The 14371-nt window shown below is 54.1% G+C and carries 13 protein-coding genes and 1 tRNA gene; 6 read left to right on the plus strand and 8 right to left on the minus strand.

Translation table 11 applies throughout. The annotated features are described in order from the left end of the window. Positions 1 to 2: 2 nt before the first annotated feature. Both aroC and prmB read right to left on the minus strand, forming a co-directional pair. Complete coding sequence (aroC, locus tag L2Y28_RS15450; protein WP_022648864.1) at positions 3 to 1088, minus strand: chorismate synthase; 1086 nt, start codon at positions 1086 to 1088, stop codon at positions 3 to 5. 60 nt (positions 1089 to 1148) lie between these two features. Continuing rightward, positions 1149 to 2081 carry a 50S ribosomal protein L3 N(5)-glutamine methyltransferase gene (gene prmB, locus L2Y28_RS15455; protein ID WP_022648865.1) on the minus strand — a complete coding sequence of 311 codons (933 nt, stop codon included), beginning with the start codon at positions 2079 to 2081 and terminating at the stop codon, positions 1149 to 1151. A 145-nt stretch (positions 2082 to 2226) separates the two neighbouring features. Here prmB and smrB point away from each other — a divergent pair, with 145 nt between their 5' ends. Further along, entirely contained in the window at positions 2227 to 2778 is a 552-nt protein-coding gene (gene smrB, locus L2Y28_RS15460) for an endonuclease SmrB (RefSeq protein WP_022648866.1), read from the plus strand. A 46-nt stretch (positions 2779 to 2824) separates the two neighbouring features. Here smrB and sixA read toward each other — a convergent pair whose 3' ends face one another. From sixA to L2Y28_RS15480, 4 genes are all read right to left on the minus strand, one after another. Further along, positions 2825 to 3310: a phosphohistidine phosphatase SixA gene (gene sixA, locus L2Y28_RS15465; protein WP_003861375.1), complete on the minus strand. Its 486-nt coding sequence runs from the start codon at positions 3308 to 3310 to the stop codon at positions 2825 to 2827. A gap of 209 nt (positions 3311 to 3519) precedes the next feature. Beyond that, positions 3520 to 5667 carry a fatty acid oxidation complex subunit alpha FadJ gene (gene fadJ, locus L2Y28_RS15470; protein ID WP_022648867.1) on the minus strand — a complete coding sequence of 716 codons (2148 nt, stop codon included), beginning with the start codon at positions 5665 to 5667 and terminating at the stop codon, positions 3520 to 3522. Further along, positions 5667 to 6977 carry an acetyl-CoA C-acyltransferase FadI gene (gene fadI / locus L2Y28_RS15475; RefSeq protein WP_022648868.1) on the minus strand — a complete coding sequence of 437 codons (1311 nt, stop codon included), beginning with the start codon at positions 6975 to 6977 and terminating at the stop codon, positions 5667 to 5669. Before fadI ends, fadJ begins: the two co-directional genes overlap by 1 nt. 237 nt (positions 6978 to 7214) lie before the next feature. Beyond that, positions 7215 to 7499, minus strand: coding sequence for a YfcZ/YiiS family protein (locus tag L2Y28_RS15480; protein ID WP_022648869.1), 285 nt, complete (start codon positions 7497 to 7499; stop codon positions 7215 to 7217). A gap of 372 nt (positions 7500 to 7871) precedes the next feature. Between L2Y28_RS15480 and fadL the strand changes: the two genes are divergently transcribed. Further along, positions 7872 to 9155 carry a long-chain fatty acid transporter FadL gene (gene fadL / locus L2Y28_RS15485; RefSeq protein WP_022648870.1) on the plus strand — a complete coding sequence of 428 codons (1284 nt, stop codon included), beginning with the start codon at positions 7872 to 7874 and terminating at the stop codon, positions 9153 to 9155. Between the two features lie 44 nt (positions 9156 to 9199). Here the strand turns inward: fadL and mlaA are convergent, their stop codons facing one another. After that, positions 9200 to 9952, minus strand: a complete 753-nt coding sequence (mlaA, locus tag L2Y28_RS15490; RefSeq protein ID WP_022648871.1) for a phospholipid-binding lipoprotein MlaA — start codon at positions 9950 to 9952, stop codon at positions 9200 to 9202. Positions 9953 to 10266: 314 nt separating this feature from the next. Between mlaA and L2Y28_RS15495 the strand changes: the two genes are divergently transcribed. The 4 genes from L2Y28_RS15495 (at position 10267) to ypdK (ending at position 12943) form a co-directional block, all read left to right on the plus strand. Next, positions 10267 to 11196, plus strand: coding sequence for a formate/nitrite transporter family protein (locus tag L2Y28_RS15495; protein WP_022648872.1), 930 nt, complete (start codon positions 10267 to 10269; stop codon positions 11194 to 11196). Between the two features lie 75 nt (positions 11197 to 11271). Beyond that, positions 11272 to 11343 (plus strand) — tRNA-Arg (locus L2Y28_RS15500). 248 nt (positions 11344 to 11591) lie between these two features. Beyond that, positions 11592 to 12512, plus strand: coding sequence for a kdo(2)-lipid IV(A) palmitoleoyltransferase (gene lpxP / locus L2Y28_RS15505; RefSeq protein ID WP_168713920.1), 921 nt, complete (start codon positions 11592 to 11594; stop codon positions 12510 to 12512). A 359-nt stretch (positions 12513 to 12871) separates the two neighbouring features. Continuing rightward, positions 12872 to 12943, plus strand: coding sequence for a membrane protein YpdK (gene ypdK, locus L2Y28_RS15510; RefSeq protein WP_099458937.1), 72 nt, complete (start codon positions 12872 to 12874; stop codon positions 12941 to 12943). A 57-nt stretch (positions 12944 to 13000) separates the two neighbouring features. Here the strand turns inward: ypdK and alaC are convergent, their stop codons facing one another. Continuing rightward, the gene (gene alaC, locus L2Y28_RS15515) at positions 13001 to 14236 is read right to left on the minus strand and encodes an alanine transaminase (RefSeq protein ID WP_022648925.1); all 1236 of its coding nucleotides are present in this window, start codon (positions 14234 to 14236) and stop codon (positions 13001 to 13003) included. Between the last annotated feature and the right edge of the window lie 135 nt (positions 14237 to 14371).

Below are 14371 nucleotides of genomic sequence, written 5' to 3' on the forward strand. Positions count from 1 at the left end.
AGTTACCAGCGTGGAATGGTGGTCGACACATCCGCATTCTGCGCGCGCTGGCGCAGGAAGTGATCCATCAGCACGATCGCCAGCATCGCTTCTGCGATCGGTACCGCGCGGATCCCCACGCATGGATCGTGCCGTCCTTTGGTGATCATCTCTACTTCATCGCCTGAACGGTTAATCGTGTGGCCCGGCACGGTAATGCTGGACGTTGGCTTCAGCGCGATATTGGCAATAATTTGCTGCCCGCTGCTGATGCCGCCCAGAATGCCGCCCGCATGGTTGCTCTGGAAACCCGCCTTCGTGATTTCGTCGCGGTTCTGGCTGCCGCGAAGCTTAACCACGTCAAAACCGTCGCCGATTTCAACGCCTTTCACCGCGTTGATGCTCATCAGCGCGTGGGCGATGTCAGCGTCGAGGCGGTCAAATACCGGCTCGCCCCAGCCAGCCGGCACACCGTCGGCCACCACGGTGACTTTCGCACCAATGGAGTCGCCCTCTTTTTTCAGGCCACGCATCAGCTCGTCCAGCGCGTCCAGCTTGTCGGCATCGGCGCAGAAGAACGGGTTAAGTTCTACCTGATCCCAGTCTTTGATTGCCAGCGGAATGTCGCCCATCTGGGTCAGACAGCCGCGGATAACGATGCCGAATTTCTGCTGGAGATATTTTTTGGCAATCGCACCTGCCGCCACGCGCATCGCGGTTTCACGCGCGGAAGAACGTCCGCCGCCGCGATAGTCGCGAAAGCCATATTTTTGTTCGTAGGTATAGTCGGCGTGGCCCGGACGGAAGACGTCTTTAATCGCGCCGTAGTCCTGGGAGCGCTGATCGGTGTTTTCAATCAGCAGACCAATGCTGGTCCCGGTGGTACGGCCTTCAAAAACGCCGGAGAGAATTTTGACCTGGTCCGGCTCGCGACGCTGCGTGGTGTAGCGAGAGGTACCCGGACGACGACGGTCAAGGTCATGCTGTAAATCGGCTTCGGTCAGTTCGATGCCTGGCGGGACGCCATCAACGATACAACCCAGTGCCAGACCGTGCGACTCGCCAAAGGTGGTCACACGGAATACCTGTCCAATACTGTTTCCTGCCATCACGGCTCCGATGTTGTTGTTTGTGTTTGAGCGTTGTGAAACGGGCCGAAGCCCGCTGGATTAATCTTTGTAAATGCTGAAGTATTCGCGTGCATCAAGCAGTTGCGTTTTGGTCAGCATAAAGACGCCGTCACCGCCGTTGTCGAACTCAAGCCAGGTGAACGGCACATCCGGGTACTGCTCTATCAGATGTACCATGCTGTTACCCACTTCACAAATCAGAACGCCATCGTCGGTCAGATAATCCGGCGCGCAGGCCAGGATGCGGCGGGTCAGCTTCAGCCCGTCAGAGCCTGACGCCAGGCCCAGCTCCGGCTCGTGACGGTACTCGTTCGGCAGATCGGACATGTCTTCGGCATCCACGTACGGTGGATTGGTGACGATCAGGTCGTATTGCAGCGTCGGCAGGTCGCGGAACAGGTCAGAGCGGATAGGCGTGACGTGATGGATCAGGCCGTGCTCTTCAATGTTGTGCTCGGTGACGGCCAGCGCGTCGGTGGAGATATCGACGGCGTCCACTTCCGCTTCCGGGAAGGCGTACGCGCAGGCAATCGCGATGCAGCCGCTGCCGGTGCACATATCAAGAATATGCTGCGGCTGATGGTTAATCAGGCCGTCAAAGTGGTTGTTGATCAGCTCGCCAATCGGCGAACGTGGCACCAGCACACGCTCATCAACATAGAACTCATGGCCGCAGAACCAGGCTTTGTTGGTCAGGTAAGCCACCGGAATACGCTCGTTCACGCGACGGATCACGCGCTCAACGATGCGGTGTTTTTCACTGGAGGTCAGGCGCGCGGTGCGCATGTCTTCCGGAATATCCAGCGGCAGGTAGAGTGACGGCAGCACCAGCTGGACGGCCTCATCCCACGGGTTATCGGTGCCGTGTCCGTACCAGATATTGGCGGCGCTGAAGCGGCTAACCGACCAGCGCAACATGTCCTGTATGGTATGCAGCTCGTTTACTGCTTCATCGACAAAAATTTTATCCACTCTTTCCTCCAGGGCATGCTCGCATAATTTTCGGCGGCTAGTTTGCCATGAAGACGGCGATAAATCAGCAATGACGCGTGTCGCTTGAGGTTAAAAAATGCGTTTAGTCGGGTACACTATCGGAAATACGAGATGAGAATGACGAATGAAAAAGAAAACATCGCTCAGCGAGGAGGATCAGGCTCTCTTCCGCCAGCTGATGACCGGGACGCGTAAAATCACGCACGACACCATTGTCCATCGCCCACAGCGTAAAAAAATCAGCGAGGTTCCGGTCAAACGGTTGCTTCAGGAGCAGGCCGATAACAGCCACTATTTTTCAGATGAGTTTCAGCCGCTGCTAAATACGCAGGGCGCGGTGAAATACGTGCGCGAAGACGTCAGCCATTTTGAACTGAAAAAATTACGCCGGGGAGATTACTCGCCGGAGCTGTTCCTCGATCTGCATGGGTTGACCCAGATGCAGGCGAAGCAGGAGCTGGGGGCGTTGATCGCGGCGTGCCGACGCGAGCATGTTTTTTGCGCCTGCGTGATGCACGGTCACGGCAAACATATTCTCAAACAACAGACGCCGCTGTGGCTGGCTCAGCATCCACACGTGATGGCTTTTCATCAGGCACCGAAAGAGTACGGCGGAGATGCCGCATTGCTGGTATTGATTGAGGTGGAGGAGTGGCAGCCGCCAGAGTTGCCCTGACAGGATGGCGGGAGGCACGCGGCACCCCGCCATATCGCACGTCACGTCAGATGGCTTTAGCCATCTTCAGGTTGCATGGACTCATTTGCCAGTTAAAGACCCCTTTGCCGGTTTCGTCGAGGGTGACGTTGGCAATGGCGGACGTTGTGAACATCGGCGGCGTTTCGCCCGGGCACAGCTCAGATACCAGATAGCCGACCAGCGGCAGGTGGGAAATGACCAGTGCGGAAGCGACACCTTCGTTGCACAGCGCCTGAAGGTAAGCACTGACAAGGCCAACATCGCCACACGGCGTGAGTTCAGGGAGAACATCCACACTGGATGGCAGGTTCATACACTCCCCTACCACATCCAGCGTCTGTTCTGCCCGCAGGAACGGACTCACCAGAACGCGTTCAATGTCCACTTTTTGACCTTTAAGCCATGTCGCCATCTGACGGGATTCGTCGCAGCCACAGACGGTTAAAGGACGTACTGAGTCACTGGCGGCATCGAGTGCCGCGTCGCCGTGACGCATGATAAAAACTTGCATATTGCACCGCTTTTGTTAACCAGAATCACCGGCGTTAACTACCCGCGATTAATGCTCTGAGGTAGAAAACCCGATGGCCGGGCATTGTGCCTGATCCATTCGGTGAATGAAACGCTGTTTTTTACCTCAATGGCGTAAGTATAGTCAATCTCTGTTTACAATTTCGCCAGAACAGGTTCCATCACCTCAGGATTTACCCTTCTTTGACTTCAGTTTACGCAATCAGTTTCCCTTGCGGGCCAGAATGTCTGACCCCGTTCCGCCATCTGCAATAATTCGTCACAAGGTGTAAACCGTGGACCGTATTGCGAGGCCAGACGTTGCAGGATCGCAACCACTTCACCCGCCCCGAGGGTATCCATATACCGGAACGGGCCGCCAAGGAATGGCGGAAAACCGATACCAAACACGGCACCGATGTCGCCGTCGCGCGCGCTTTTGATCACCTGCTCACCAAAGCAGCGCGCCGCTTCATTGAGCATCATCATCACGCAGCGCTCAGCACACTGAACCGCCGACAGTTTTCCCTGACCCGTGACAGGAATAAGCGCATAAACCGAAGGGTCGACCTGTTTCTTGCTTTTACGCCCTTTCGCGGCGTAAAGATAGAAACCGCGTTCATTTTTTCTGCCTTTGCGATCGTCCTTCAAAATTGCGGAAACAAAGTTTGCAGGCGGCGCAAAACGATCGCCATAAGCCGCTTCCAGCACAGGGATAATTTTAGTCCCCGTATCAATTCCTACCTCATCCAAAAGTTGGATTGGGCCGACGGGGAAACCAAACTTCACCAGGGCGTCATCGACGTGCTCAATTTTCTCCCCTTCCGTCAGCAACCGCATCGCTTCGTTAATATATGGTGCCAGAATGCGGTTGACGTAGAAGCCGGCTTTGTCCGCGATCACAACAGGAGTTTTGCCCTGTTTTTTCGCCAGCTTCACCACGGTGGCAATAGTTTGCGGGCTGGTTGTGGCATGAGGGATAACCTCCACCAGCGGCATTTTTTCGACAGGACTGAAATAGTGCAGCCCTATCACCTGCTCCGGGCGCATGGCTTTCGCCGCGATGTCGCCGATCGGCAAAGACGAGGTGTTTGACGCGAAAATGGTGTGCGGCGCGCAATGCTGTTCAACGTCCGCTACCATCTGCTGCTTAAGGGCCAGATCTTCGAACACGGCTTCAATCACCAGATCGCGGTGTGCAAACCCACTGTAGTCGGTGGCGCCAGTGATCATCGCGAGGGTTTTATCGCGATCGCTGGCCTTGATATGGCGGCGTTTCACTTTGCGATCAAGGTTCTGCCAGCTGTACTGCAACGCGTGGTTGATGCCCTTAGGATTGATATCTTTGATACGTACGGGCAATTTGCCTTTGCTGGCGGTGACAAACGCGATGCCGCCGCCCATCAGCCCACCACCCAGAACCCCAACGGCGCGCAGCGGAGCCGGTTCAGCTTCACTGCCCGGATCTTTTTTAACCTCCGTGCTGGCAAAGAAAATGCCGCGCAACGCCTGCGACTGCGGCGTCATCGCCAGCTCGCCAAACGCTTTCGCTTCCGCGGCATAACCGCTGCTGCTGCCCTGCGATAAACCGGTTTCAATCACCTTCAGAATGCGCGTCGCTGCCGGATAGTTCCCTCTGGTTTTTTGCTCGGTTTTTTTACCCACCATATTAAACAGCAGCGTGCGCCCCAGCGGCCCGGCGAGGATACGCTCACGCACCGGCAGGGGGCGTTTCGCCTGACGACCTTTCAGCGCCCGCTCAACGGCAGCCTCAAGCAAGATTGCGTGCGGAACGACCTCATCAACCAGACCCGCCTTTAACGCCTGACGGGCGCGCAGCTGTTTACCGGTTAAAATCATCTCCAGCGCAGTACTGACGCCCACCAGCCGCGGCAAGCGCTGCGTGCCACCTGAACCGGGCAGCAATCCAAGCTGTACTTCAGGCAGTCCGAGTACGGTTTTCGCATCGTCGGTACAAATGCGATTGTGGCAGGCCAGCGCCAGCTCAAGCCCGCCGCCCAGGCAAGCCCCGTGGATCGCAGCGACAACGGGTATCGACAGCGCATGGATCTCCGCCATCACCTGCTGCCCCTGACGCGCCAGATCTTCTGCTTCCTGAGCGCTTGTCGCCCGGGCAATCATGTTGATATCGGCCCCGGCAATAAAGTTATCCGGCTTTGCCGAGATAAATACCAGGCCACGTATCGCTTTGTTTTCGCGGATCTGTCTGAGCATCGCACGCACCTGAACGCCGAACTCCGCCTTCAGGGTATTCATTTTTTCGTCGGGCACATCAATGGTGATAACGGCCACGTTATCAAGGCGAACAGCAAGGTTAAATGCAGATGTCGTTTCCATTATTCAGCCTCCAGAACCATTGCTGCGCCCAAGCCGCCCGCCGCACAGGCGGTGACGAGACCAAAGCCGCCGCCACGGCGACGCAGTTCGTGCAACGTCTGGGTGATCATTCTCGCCCCGGTCGCTGCAAACGGATGACCGTAAGCAATGGAGCCACCCAGCACATTGAATTTACTTTGATCCACTTCGCCTGTGGCATGTGCGCGGCCCAGCACGTCGCGGGCAAAACGTTCGCTCGCCATAAGCTGCACGTTTGCCAGCGTTTGTGCGGCAAAGGCTTCGTGCATATCAATTAGCGTGAGATCGGAGAGCGTTAGCCCCGCGCGCTCCAGCGCCAGCGGCGTGGACCAGGCCGGTCCGAGCAGCATGTCCTGCCAGACATCGATGGCGGTAAAGGCATAGCTGCGCAAATAGCCCAGCGGTGTGATGCCCAGCTCTTTCGCCCGGGATTCCGTCATCAGGATCACGGCGGCGGCACCGTCCGTCAGCGGCGTACTGTTGGCCGCCGTAACGGTGCCATGTTTACGGTCAAAGGCCGGTCGCAGTTTTGCGTAATCTGCCAGCGTTGAGGTGCCGCGAACGTTGTTATCTTCCGCGAGCGGTTCCCGGTAAGGCGGTACATAGGCGGTCATCACTTCGTTGGTCAGTTTGCCCTCCGACCAGGCTTTCGCTGCCAGCTGATGCGAGCGATGCGCCAGCGCATCCTGCTGTTCGCGGGTAATACCATAGGTTTTTGCCATCTGCTCGGCTGTATCGCCCATGCGCAGGCCGGTGGAGTATTCAGCAACGGCAGGTGGCACGGGCATGAGGTCGCGCAGGCGTAAACGCGAGAAGAGTTTAAGCTTTGCACCGGTAGTGCGAGCTTTGTTGGCATCCACCAGAATGCGGGCCAGCTGTTTGCTGACGCCGATGGGCAGCACGGAGGAGGAATCAGCGCCGCCGGCAATTCCCGCGCGAATGGTCCCCGCCATCAGGCTTTCCGCCACGTTCGCCACCGCCTGGAAACTGGTAGCGCAGGCGCGGCTGACGCTGTAGGCGTCGGTATGAACATTCATGCCGGTACCCAGCACGATTTCACGCGCGATATTGGGTGCTTCCGGCATCTGCACCACCTGGCCGAAAACCAGTTGCTCAATAACCTCTGGCGGGATCTCGCTGCGAGCCAGCATCTCCCCCACCACCATTTTTCCCAGATCGACAGCCGGTATACCGTGAAACGCGGTTGCCTGACGTGCAAACGGCGTACGTAACCCGCTGACAATGGCAATGCGGTCACCGTGTCGGGTGATAAGCGGTAATGCCTGACTCATAACACTCCCCTGTAAAAAAATTTTGCGCGCACGTTAAGTGGTCTGACCTGATAATAGTCTTAACTATTTTTTTACATTGAGCCAATCGGGGAAGCGAAAAATTGCGAGCTAAGGCACAGAGAAGAAAAAGAAAATGCCCAGGGTAAAAGCAAAACGGTAACCCGTGGGTTACCGTTTTTAGTGTTTGCGCCCTCTCCCGTGGGAGAGGGTTGGGGTGAGGGCACCAGACCGCAGGAATTAACGCAGGCCCAGCTGGAAGATCAGCGTTTCTGCCTCGCAGGCGAACACAAAGTCGATATCCAGCTGCACGCCGCCTTCTACTTCCGTAAAGGTAGATTTGATTTCACATGGATCGGATTCGACTTCACGCGCACGCTTGCTCAGCGCGGCCAGCGTCTCTTCCGCTTCAGCGCGGTTAGGGAATACGCGGCTGTAAGAGGCGGTGCAATCGGTGTTGTCCATAATGGTGCCAACATCCATACAGCAGCAAACCGGGGTTTCATCAGCACTGCATTTACTCATAGCTCAATTTCCTCTGTATTCGCGCAGCGCGCGAGATAAACACGATGCGACTATTTTACGCCCCCGGACGAGCCCCCTCCAGCCGTTAATGGCGCAAAACCGGATAAGTGAGCAATATCACACTAAAAAATGATCTAAAACAAAATTCACCTTTTCGGATGAATCGTACTGGTCACAATTTTGCCAACCAGATCTCGTTTCATGAAACATGTTTGAAAATATTAATAAACAAACTTGCAACATCCCAGCTGGTCAGACCTATACTCTCGCCACTGGTCTGATTTGTATGTCATACCTCAGACCCTACACTTCGCGCTCCTGTTACGGTATGTAACAATTATTGAATAAAAATAACTCAATGAGGTTATGGTCATGAGCCAGAAAACCCTGTTCAAACAAACTGCTTTAGCAGTTGCAGTGGCAATCGTCTCAACGTCCGCCTGGTCAGCGGGCTTCCAGTTAAACGAATTTTCTTCCTCTGGCCTTGGCCGTGCGTATTCCGGGGAAGGTGCGATTGCCGATGACGCAGGCAACGCAAGCCGTAACCCGGCGCTTATCATGATGTTTGATCGCCCTACCTTCTCTGCCGGTGCGGTTTACATCGATCCTGATGTCAACATTTCTGGCAAATCTCAGTATACCGGCGCAGATCTGAAGGCGGATAACATTGCACCAACGGCGTGGGTGCCTAACCTGCACTTTGTTGCGCCAATCAATGAACAGTTTGGTTGGGGTGCCTCTGTCACCTCTAACTATGGCCTGGCAACGGAGTTCAATAACAACTACCCGGCCGGGGAATACGGCGGTAAAACCGACCTGACGACCCTGAACCTTAACCTGAGCGGCGCATATCGTCTGAACGATAACTGGAGCTTTGGTCTGGGCTTTGATGCTGTCTACGCTGATGCAAAAATCGAGCGTTATTCCGGGGAGCAAACTGCTGCGCTGCCGAAAAACAGCAATAAAATTGCCAGCCTGAAAGGTGACGAGTGGGGTTACGGCTGGAACGCCGGTATCCTGTATGAACTGGATAAAAACAACCGCTGGGGTCTGACCTACCGCTCAGAAGTGAAGATTGACTTCGATGGCGATTACAAAAGCGGCATCCTGAGCCCAGTCAACGGTATGGTACCGGGCGCAGGCACCACCATTCCATGGGGTACCTCGAATCAAACCGTACCGGGTTCACTGTCACTGCATCTGCCAGAAATGTGGGAAGTGTCAGGTTATAACCGCGTTGCGCCGCAGTGGGCTATTCACTATAGCCTCGCGTATACCAGCTGGAGCCAGTTCCAGGAGCTGAAAGCCACCGGCAGCAACGGCCAGACGCTGTTCTATAAAGACGAAAGCTTCCACGATGCTTACCGTATCGCACTTGGTACGACCTATTATATGGATGACAACTGGACGTTCCGTACCGGCGTGGCATTTGATGACAGTCCGGTACCGGCAGATAAGCGTTCTATCTCCATTCCGGATCAGGACCGTTTCTGGGTAAGTGCGGGGGCAACCTACGCGTTCAACGAGAATGCCTCTATCGACGCGGGCGTGTCGTACATGCATGGACAGAAAGTGACCTTCCAGGAAGGCCCTTACGAGTTTACCTCTGAAGGTAAAGCCTGGCTGTTTGGTACCAACTTCAACTACGCGTTCTAATCCCAACACGATTAAAAAAGGTGAGCATCGCTCACCTTTTTTATTTATTCCGAATCGATATCTTTTAATTCGTTCTCGATGGCTTTCGCGTTCGGATTATCTTCCGGCTTCAGCTTACCGCCGTTGGCAATAAAGTCATGGTTCTGGAAATAGGCCTCGCGGACCATGATGTACGGATCGGAAGACTGACGCAGCAGACCGTCAGAGTCCAGCAGTTGCGCACGCGTTTCAATACCTTCCACGGTCCATTTACCAATCGACAGCGGCCAGGTGAGCCATGACAGCACCGGATACAGCGTATCCACCATATCGCCGCCATCATCACGCACGGTAAAGCTGCCGTAGAATGGCAGGTGCACATACGGCCCATAACCTACGCCATAATGCCCCAGTGTGCTGCCGAAACGATGCGGCTGTTCACGCTGTAATTTCGGGTTCGCCATGCCTGCGACATCTATTAAGCCGCCCATACCCAGCAGAGAGTTCAGGAAGAAACGGGTGAAATGCACCATCCCCTGATACGGGTCGCCCTGGAGGAAGTAGTTCACCATCACCGCTGGCTCTTCCAGGTTACTGGTAAAGTTGCTCAGCCCGTTACGCGCTGGCTGCGGAACGTAGTCACGCCATGCCACGGCAACCGGACGAACCAGATATGGATCCAGCACATTATAGTTAAAGTTGTACATTGAACGGTTAAATCCTTCGAGAGGATCGGAGCGTCCCGTTTGCTCGCCAGAGCTGGCGCAGCCCACAAGCATCGTTACGCCCAGCGCAAGCGCCGACAGCCGAAGCTTCATATATTTCTCCCTGTTCAATATGGCTATCGTTGAATGCCATCTGTGACGGATCCTGTGAGGCTCCGCCTGAAACGTGCAAGTGATTGTAACAGCACGCTTACCGATGTCTACGAGGACAATGACGACCCGCTCGCGTCATCACGCTAATTTCAGCATAGCCTGTCTTTAAGAATTCGTTTCGCTGGCAATTTTATATTGGCTTTGAAAGAGATGTCTCACCTTTATTGCCATTTTCAGCAATTTAAGAGCTTCCCCACGGGCAAGGCGCCAAAAGCCGCTACGCTTAAATGAGCGATTACCCCGAAGGAGCAGTTATGAAAGATATTAACGAAGAAAAAATTGGCGAGAACAATGAGGAACATGAGATTGAAAGTGAGGAGAAAGACCGGGGAGAAGAGATAGAAGTCGATGAGGATCGCCTGCCGTCGCGTGCCATGGCCATTCATGAGCATATTCGCCAGGATGGCGAAAAGGAGATGGAGCGTGACGCAATGGCCCTGCTGTGGTCGGCCATCGCAGCCGGTCTGTCGATGGGTGCCTCTCTGCTCGCCAAAGGTATATTTCACGTTCAACTGGAAGGCGTGCCGGGCGGTTTTTTGCTGGAGAATTTAGGCTACACGTTCGGCTTTATTATCGTCATTATGGCGCGACAGCAGCTTTTCACGGAGAACACCGTCACTGCCGTACTGCCCGTCATGCAAAATCCGACCCTTGGTAATTTTGGTTTACTGATGCGCCTCTGGAGCGTCGTGCTGCTGGGGAACCTGATCGGTACGGGCGTTGCAGCCTGGGCCTTCGAGTATATGCCAATCTTTGATGAACCGACCCGCGACGCATTCGTGAAGATTGGCATGGACGTAATGAAAAATACGCCGGTTGAAATGTTCTCTAATGCCATTATCTCCGGCTGGATCATCGCCACTATGGTCTGGATGTTCCCGTCAGCGGGCAGCGCGAAAATCGTGGTGATTATCCTGATGACCTGGCTTATCGCACTCGCCGATACCACGCACATTGTTGTCGGGACCGTTGAAATCCTTTATCTGGTATTTAACGGCACACTCCACTGGAGCGACTTTTTCTGGCCGTTCGCCCTGCCTACTCTCGCAGGCAACATTTGTGGCGGAACCTTTATCTTTGCACTGCTGAGCCATGCGCAAATCCGTAACGACATGTCCAACAAGCGTAAGGCCGAACTTAAGGCTCAGGAAAAAAAGGATAAAACTGCCGAAAAATCGGCGTGAACGGTGACTCTTTGACCAGTCAGGCGGCAATGCGCTTAACGAGAAGTGTAAATAACGCTATACTCTTGCCGCTTCGTCCCCTTAGTTAAATGGATATAACGAGCCCCTCCTAAGGGCTAGTTGCAGGTTCGATTCCTGCAGGGGACACTTTTAATTTCCCACTATAATGCCTGATTTATCAATCCGCTTCGCAATTGCCGCTTTTTTAAGCAAAAACGAGTAATAGCTCATAATGTATAACGGTGCTACATTAAGCCGCCCACCCAAGTCAGCAATGGCCAGGCAACGTCGTAAAGAACGGTAAAGCCTGCAACCATGACCTCGTCCTACGGTCTCAATGGCACGTGGTATCGCGAAGTCTGCGCTACCTTCACAGGCTTTACAAAGGTTCCACTATTTTGTCTCAATCCAAATTTCAGCGGGCGTTTCTGCACCCGCGCTACTGGTTTACATGGTTCGGCCTTGGCGTACTTTGGCTGCTGGTCCAGCTTCCTTATCCCGTGATTCGCTTCCTGGGTTCGAAGCTCGGCAGCGCATCGCGTCACTTTCTTAAGCGTCGCGAGTCCATTGCCCGAAAAAATCTTGAACTTTGCTTTCCGCATTACAACGCGCAGCAGCGTGAAACGCTGATCGCTGAAAACTTTAAATCTATCGGTATGGCGCTGCTTGAAACCGGTATGGCCTGGTTCTGGCCAGACGAGCGTGTCCGTAAATGGTTTGACGTTGAAGGTCTGGATAACCTCAAACATGCCCAGATGCAAAAACGCGGCGTGATGGTTGTGGGTGTGCATTTTATGTCGCTTGAGCTGGGCGGCCGCGTTATGGGTCTTTGTCAGCCGATGATGGCAACCTATCGCCCGCATAACAGCGCACTGATGGAATGGGTACAAACGCGGGGCCGCATGCGTTCAAATAAGGCGATGATCAGCCGTAACAATCTGCGCGGTATGGTTGGCGCCCTGAAAAAAGGTGAAGCCGTCTGGTTTGCCCCGGACCAGGACTACGGCCCTAAAGGCAGCAGCTTTGCCCCTTTCTTTGCGGTTAAAGATGTCGCTACGACGAACGGTACCTTTGTGATTTCACGTCTCTCTGGCGCCTCGATGTTAACGGTGACCATGGTCAGAAAAGCGGATAAGTCAGGCTATCGTCTGCATATCTCACCGGAGATGGCGAACTATCCTGAGGATGAGAGTGAAGCCGCGACCTTTATCAATAAGGTGATTGAGTTTGAGATTATGCGAGCACCTGAGCAGTATCTGTGGATGCACCGCCGCTTTAAAACCCGCCCTCTGGGCGAAGCCTCGCTTTATATCTAACCCCTTTCGAAGGTTAGTTTCGCTAAGAAACTAACCTTTTCAAGCACCTGTAATCGCAGTGCGTAACGGCTTTTTTCGACCGTCGCTCAACAGGCATTTATTGCGTACCGAAATCAAACTGTCGCCGTTCCACGACACTCGTAAGTATCGGAAATTATTTAAAAAAATGCCTCTTGTCACTCCTGAAATTTAGGCGTACATTAGCGCCGTCTGGCGACAGGAAAGCACAGAATTCAGAGCTGAAGTTAGCGACGTAACGGGATAATTCCGATTTCCCCTTTCGCATGATTTCAACTCTCTATACTCAGTTGGACTCTGTTTTTTTAATGCGTACCGGAAGATACGCGGAGCGATGAAACGTGAAATATTTCTTTATGGGCATTTCGGTTATTGTTTTAGTTTGGGCCGGAACGTTTGCTCTGATGATCTAGTTAAGAAAATGCAGTCAAAAAAACAGGCGCCGTTGGCGCCTGTTTTTTTGGTGTCCGTTACGACTCGGGTTGTTCCACGACGCTCTTAACTGCAAGCAGGCCATCCGCGCGGAACATGCTTTTAATCCCCCGCACAGCCTGACGGATACGGTCGCTGTTTTCGATCAGCGCGAAACGCACATGCGTGTCACCGTAGTCACCAAAGCCAATGCCTGGAGAAACGCAAACCTTCGCGTCCTGAAGCAGTTTTTTGGCAAATTCCAGAGATCCCATCGCCGCATACGGCTCGGGGATTTTCGCCCAGACGTACATGGAAGCTTTAGGCATTTCAACCATCCAGCCCGCTTCGTGAAGCCCTTTTACCAGCACATCACGGCGGCGCTTGTACTGGGCGGCAATATCAAGCACGCACTGCTGATCCCCTTCCAGCGCCGCGATGGCCGCGACCTGCAATGGCGTAAACGTACCATAGTCATGGTAACTTTTAATACGCGCCAGGGCGCTCACCAGCGTTTTGTTTCCCACCATAAATCCAATTCGCCAGCCCGCCATGTTGTAGCTTTTCGACAGGGTGAAAAACTCAACCGCCACATCACGGGCACCCGGTACCTGCATAATTGACGGCGCTTTCCAGCCATCATAAACGATATCAGCATAGGCGAGATCGTGTACCACCAGCACGTCGTAACGCTTAGCCAGCGCGACCACTTTCTCAAAGAATTCGAGTTCGACGCATTGTGCCGTTGGGTTGGACGGGAAACCGAGGATCATCATTTTCGGCTTCGGATAGCTTTCACGAATCGCCCGTTCCAGCTCGTTGAAGAAGTCGACGCCTTCCACCAGTGGAACAGAACGCACCTGCGCGCCAGCAATCACCGCCCCATAAATATGAATTGGGTAGCTCGGATTCGGCACCAGGACGGTATCGCCGTGATCGAGCGTCGCCAGCATCAGGTGGCCCAGCCCCTCTTTGGAGCCAATGGTCACAATCGCTTCGCTTTCAGGGTCGATATCCACCTGATAACGATCCTGATACCAGCGGGAGATAGCCCGACGCAAGCGTGGAATGCCGCGTGAGGTTGAATACCCATGGGTATCGGGACGCTGGGCAACTGTGCAGAGTTTCTCAACGATATGCGGCGGCGTTGGGCCGTCAGGGTTACCCATACTGAAATCGATAATGTCTTCACCGCGCCGACGCGCAGCCATTTTCAGTTCAGCAGTGATATTGAAAACATAAGGGGGGAGACGATCGATACGCGTAAAACGGCGTTCAGGACTGAATTCAGCCATAGATTCCTCAGAGTCACGTTAGCGCCCGGACCGTCCGAGCGACGCTGCCACCCGTGTGGCATGCTTAGAAAATAACCTGAAGAAAAAGACGCTGTCGAGGGGATAACGGCAAAACAATATATTGCGCTAAAACGG

Source organism: Enterobacter sp. JH25, assembly GCF_021725435.1.
GTDB classification, from domain to species: Bacteria; Pseudomonadota; Gammaproteobacteria; order Enterobacterales; family Enterobacteriaceae; genus Enterobacter; species Enterobacter intestinihominis.

What these genes read in the sequence shown, in the direction of transcription:
- fadI (WP_022648868.1), bottom strand. Translation starts at nt 6,977, where the DNA reads ATGAGTCAGGCATTACCGCTTATCACCCGACACGGTGACCGCATTGCC.
- L2Y28_RS15480 (WP_022648869.1), bottom strand. Translation starts at nt 7,499, where the DNA reads ATGAGTAAATGCAGTGCTGATGAAACCCCGGTTTGCTGCTGTATGGAT.
- mlaA (WP_022648871.1), bottom strand. Translation starts at nt 9,952, where the DNA reads ATGAAGCTTCGGCTGTCGGCGCTTGCGCTGGGCGTAACGATGCTTGTG.
- fadJ (WP_022648867.1), bottom strand. Translation starts at nt 5,667, where the DNA reads ATGGAAACGACATCTGCATTTAACCTTGCTGTTCGCCTTGATAACGTG.
- sixA (WP_003861375.1), bottom strand. Translation starts at nt 3,310, where the DNA reads ATGCAAGTTTTTATCATGCGTCACGGCGACGCGGCACTCGATGCCGCC.
- smrB (WP_022648866.1), top strand. Translation starts at nt 2,227, where the DNA reads ATGAAAAAGAAAACATCGCTCAGCGAGGAGGATCAGGCTCTCTTCCGC.
- aroC (WP_022648864.1), bottom strand. Translation starts at nt 1,088, where the DNA reads ATGGCAGGAAACAGTATTGGACAGGTATTCCGTGTGACCACCTTTGGC.
- fadL (WP_022648870.1), top strand. Translation starts at nt 7,872, where the DNA reads ATGAGCCAGAAAACCCTGTTCAAACAAACTGCTTTAGCAGTTGCAGTG.
- L2Y28_RS15495 (WP_022648872.1), top strand. Translation starts at nt 10,267, where the DNA reads ATGAAAGATATTAACGAAGAAAAAATTGGCGAGAACAATGAGGAACAT.
- alaC (WP_022648925.1), bottom strand. Translation starts at nt 14,236, where the DNA reads ATGGCTGAATTCAGTCCTGAACGCCGTTTTACGCGTATCGATCGTCTC.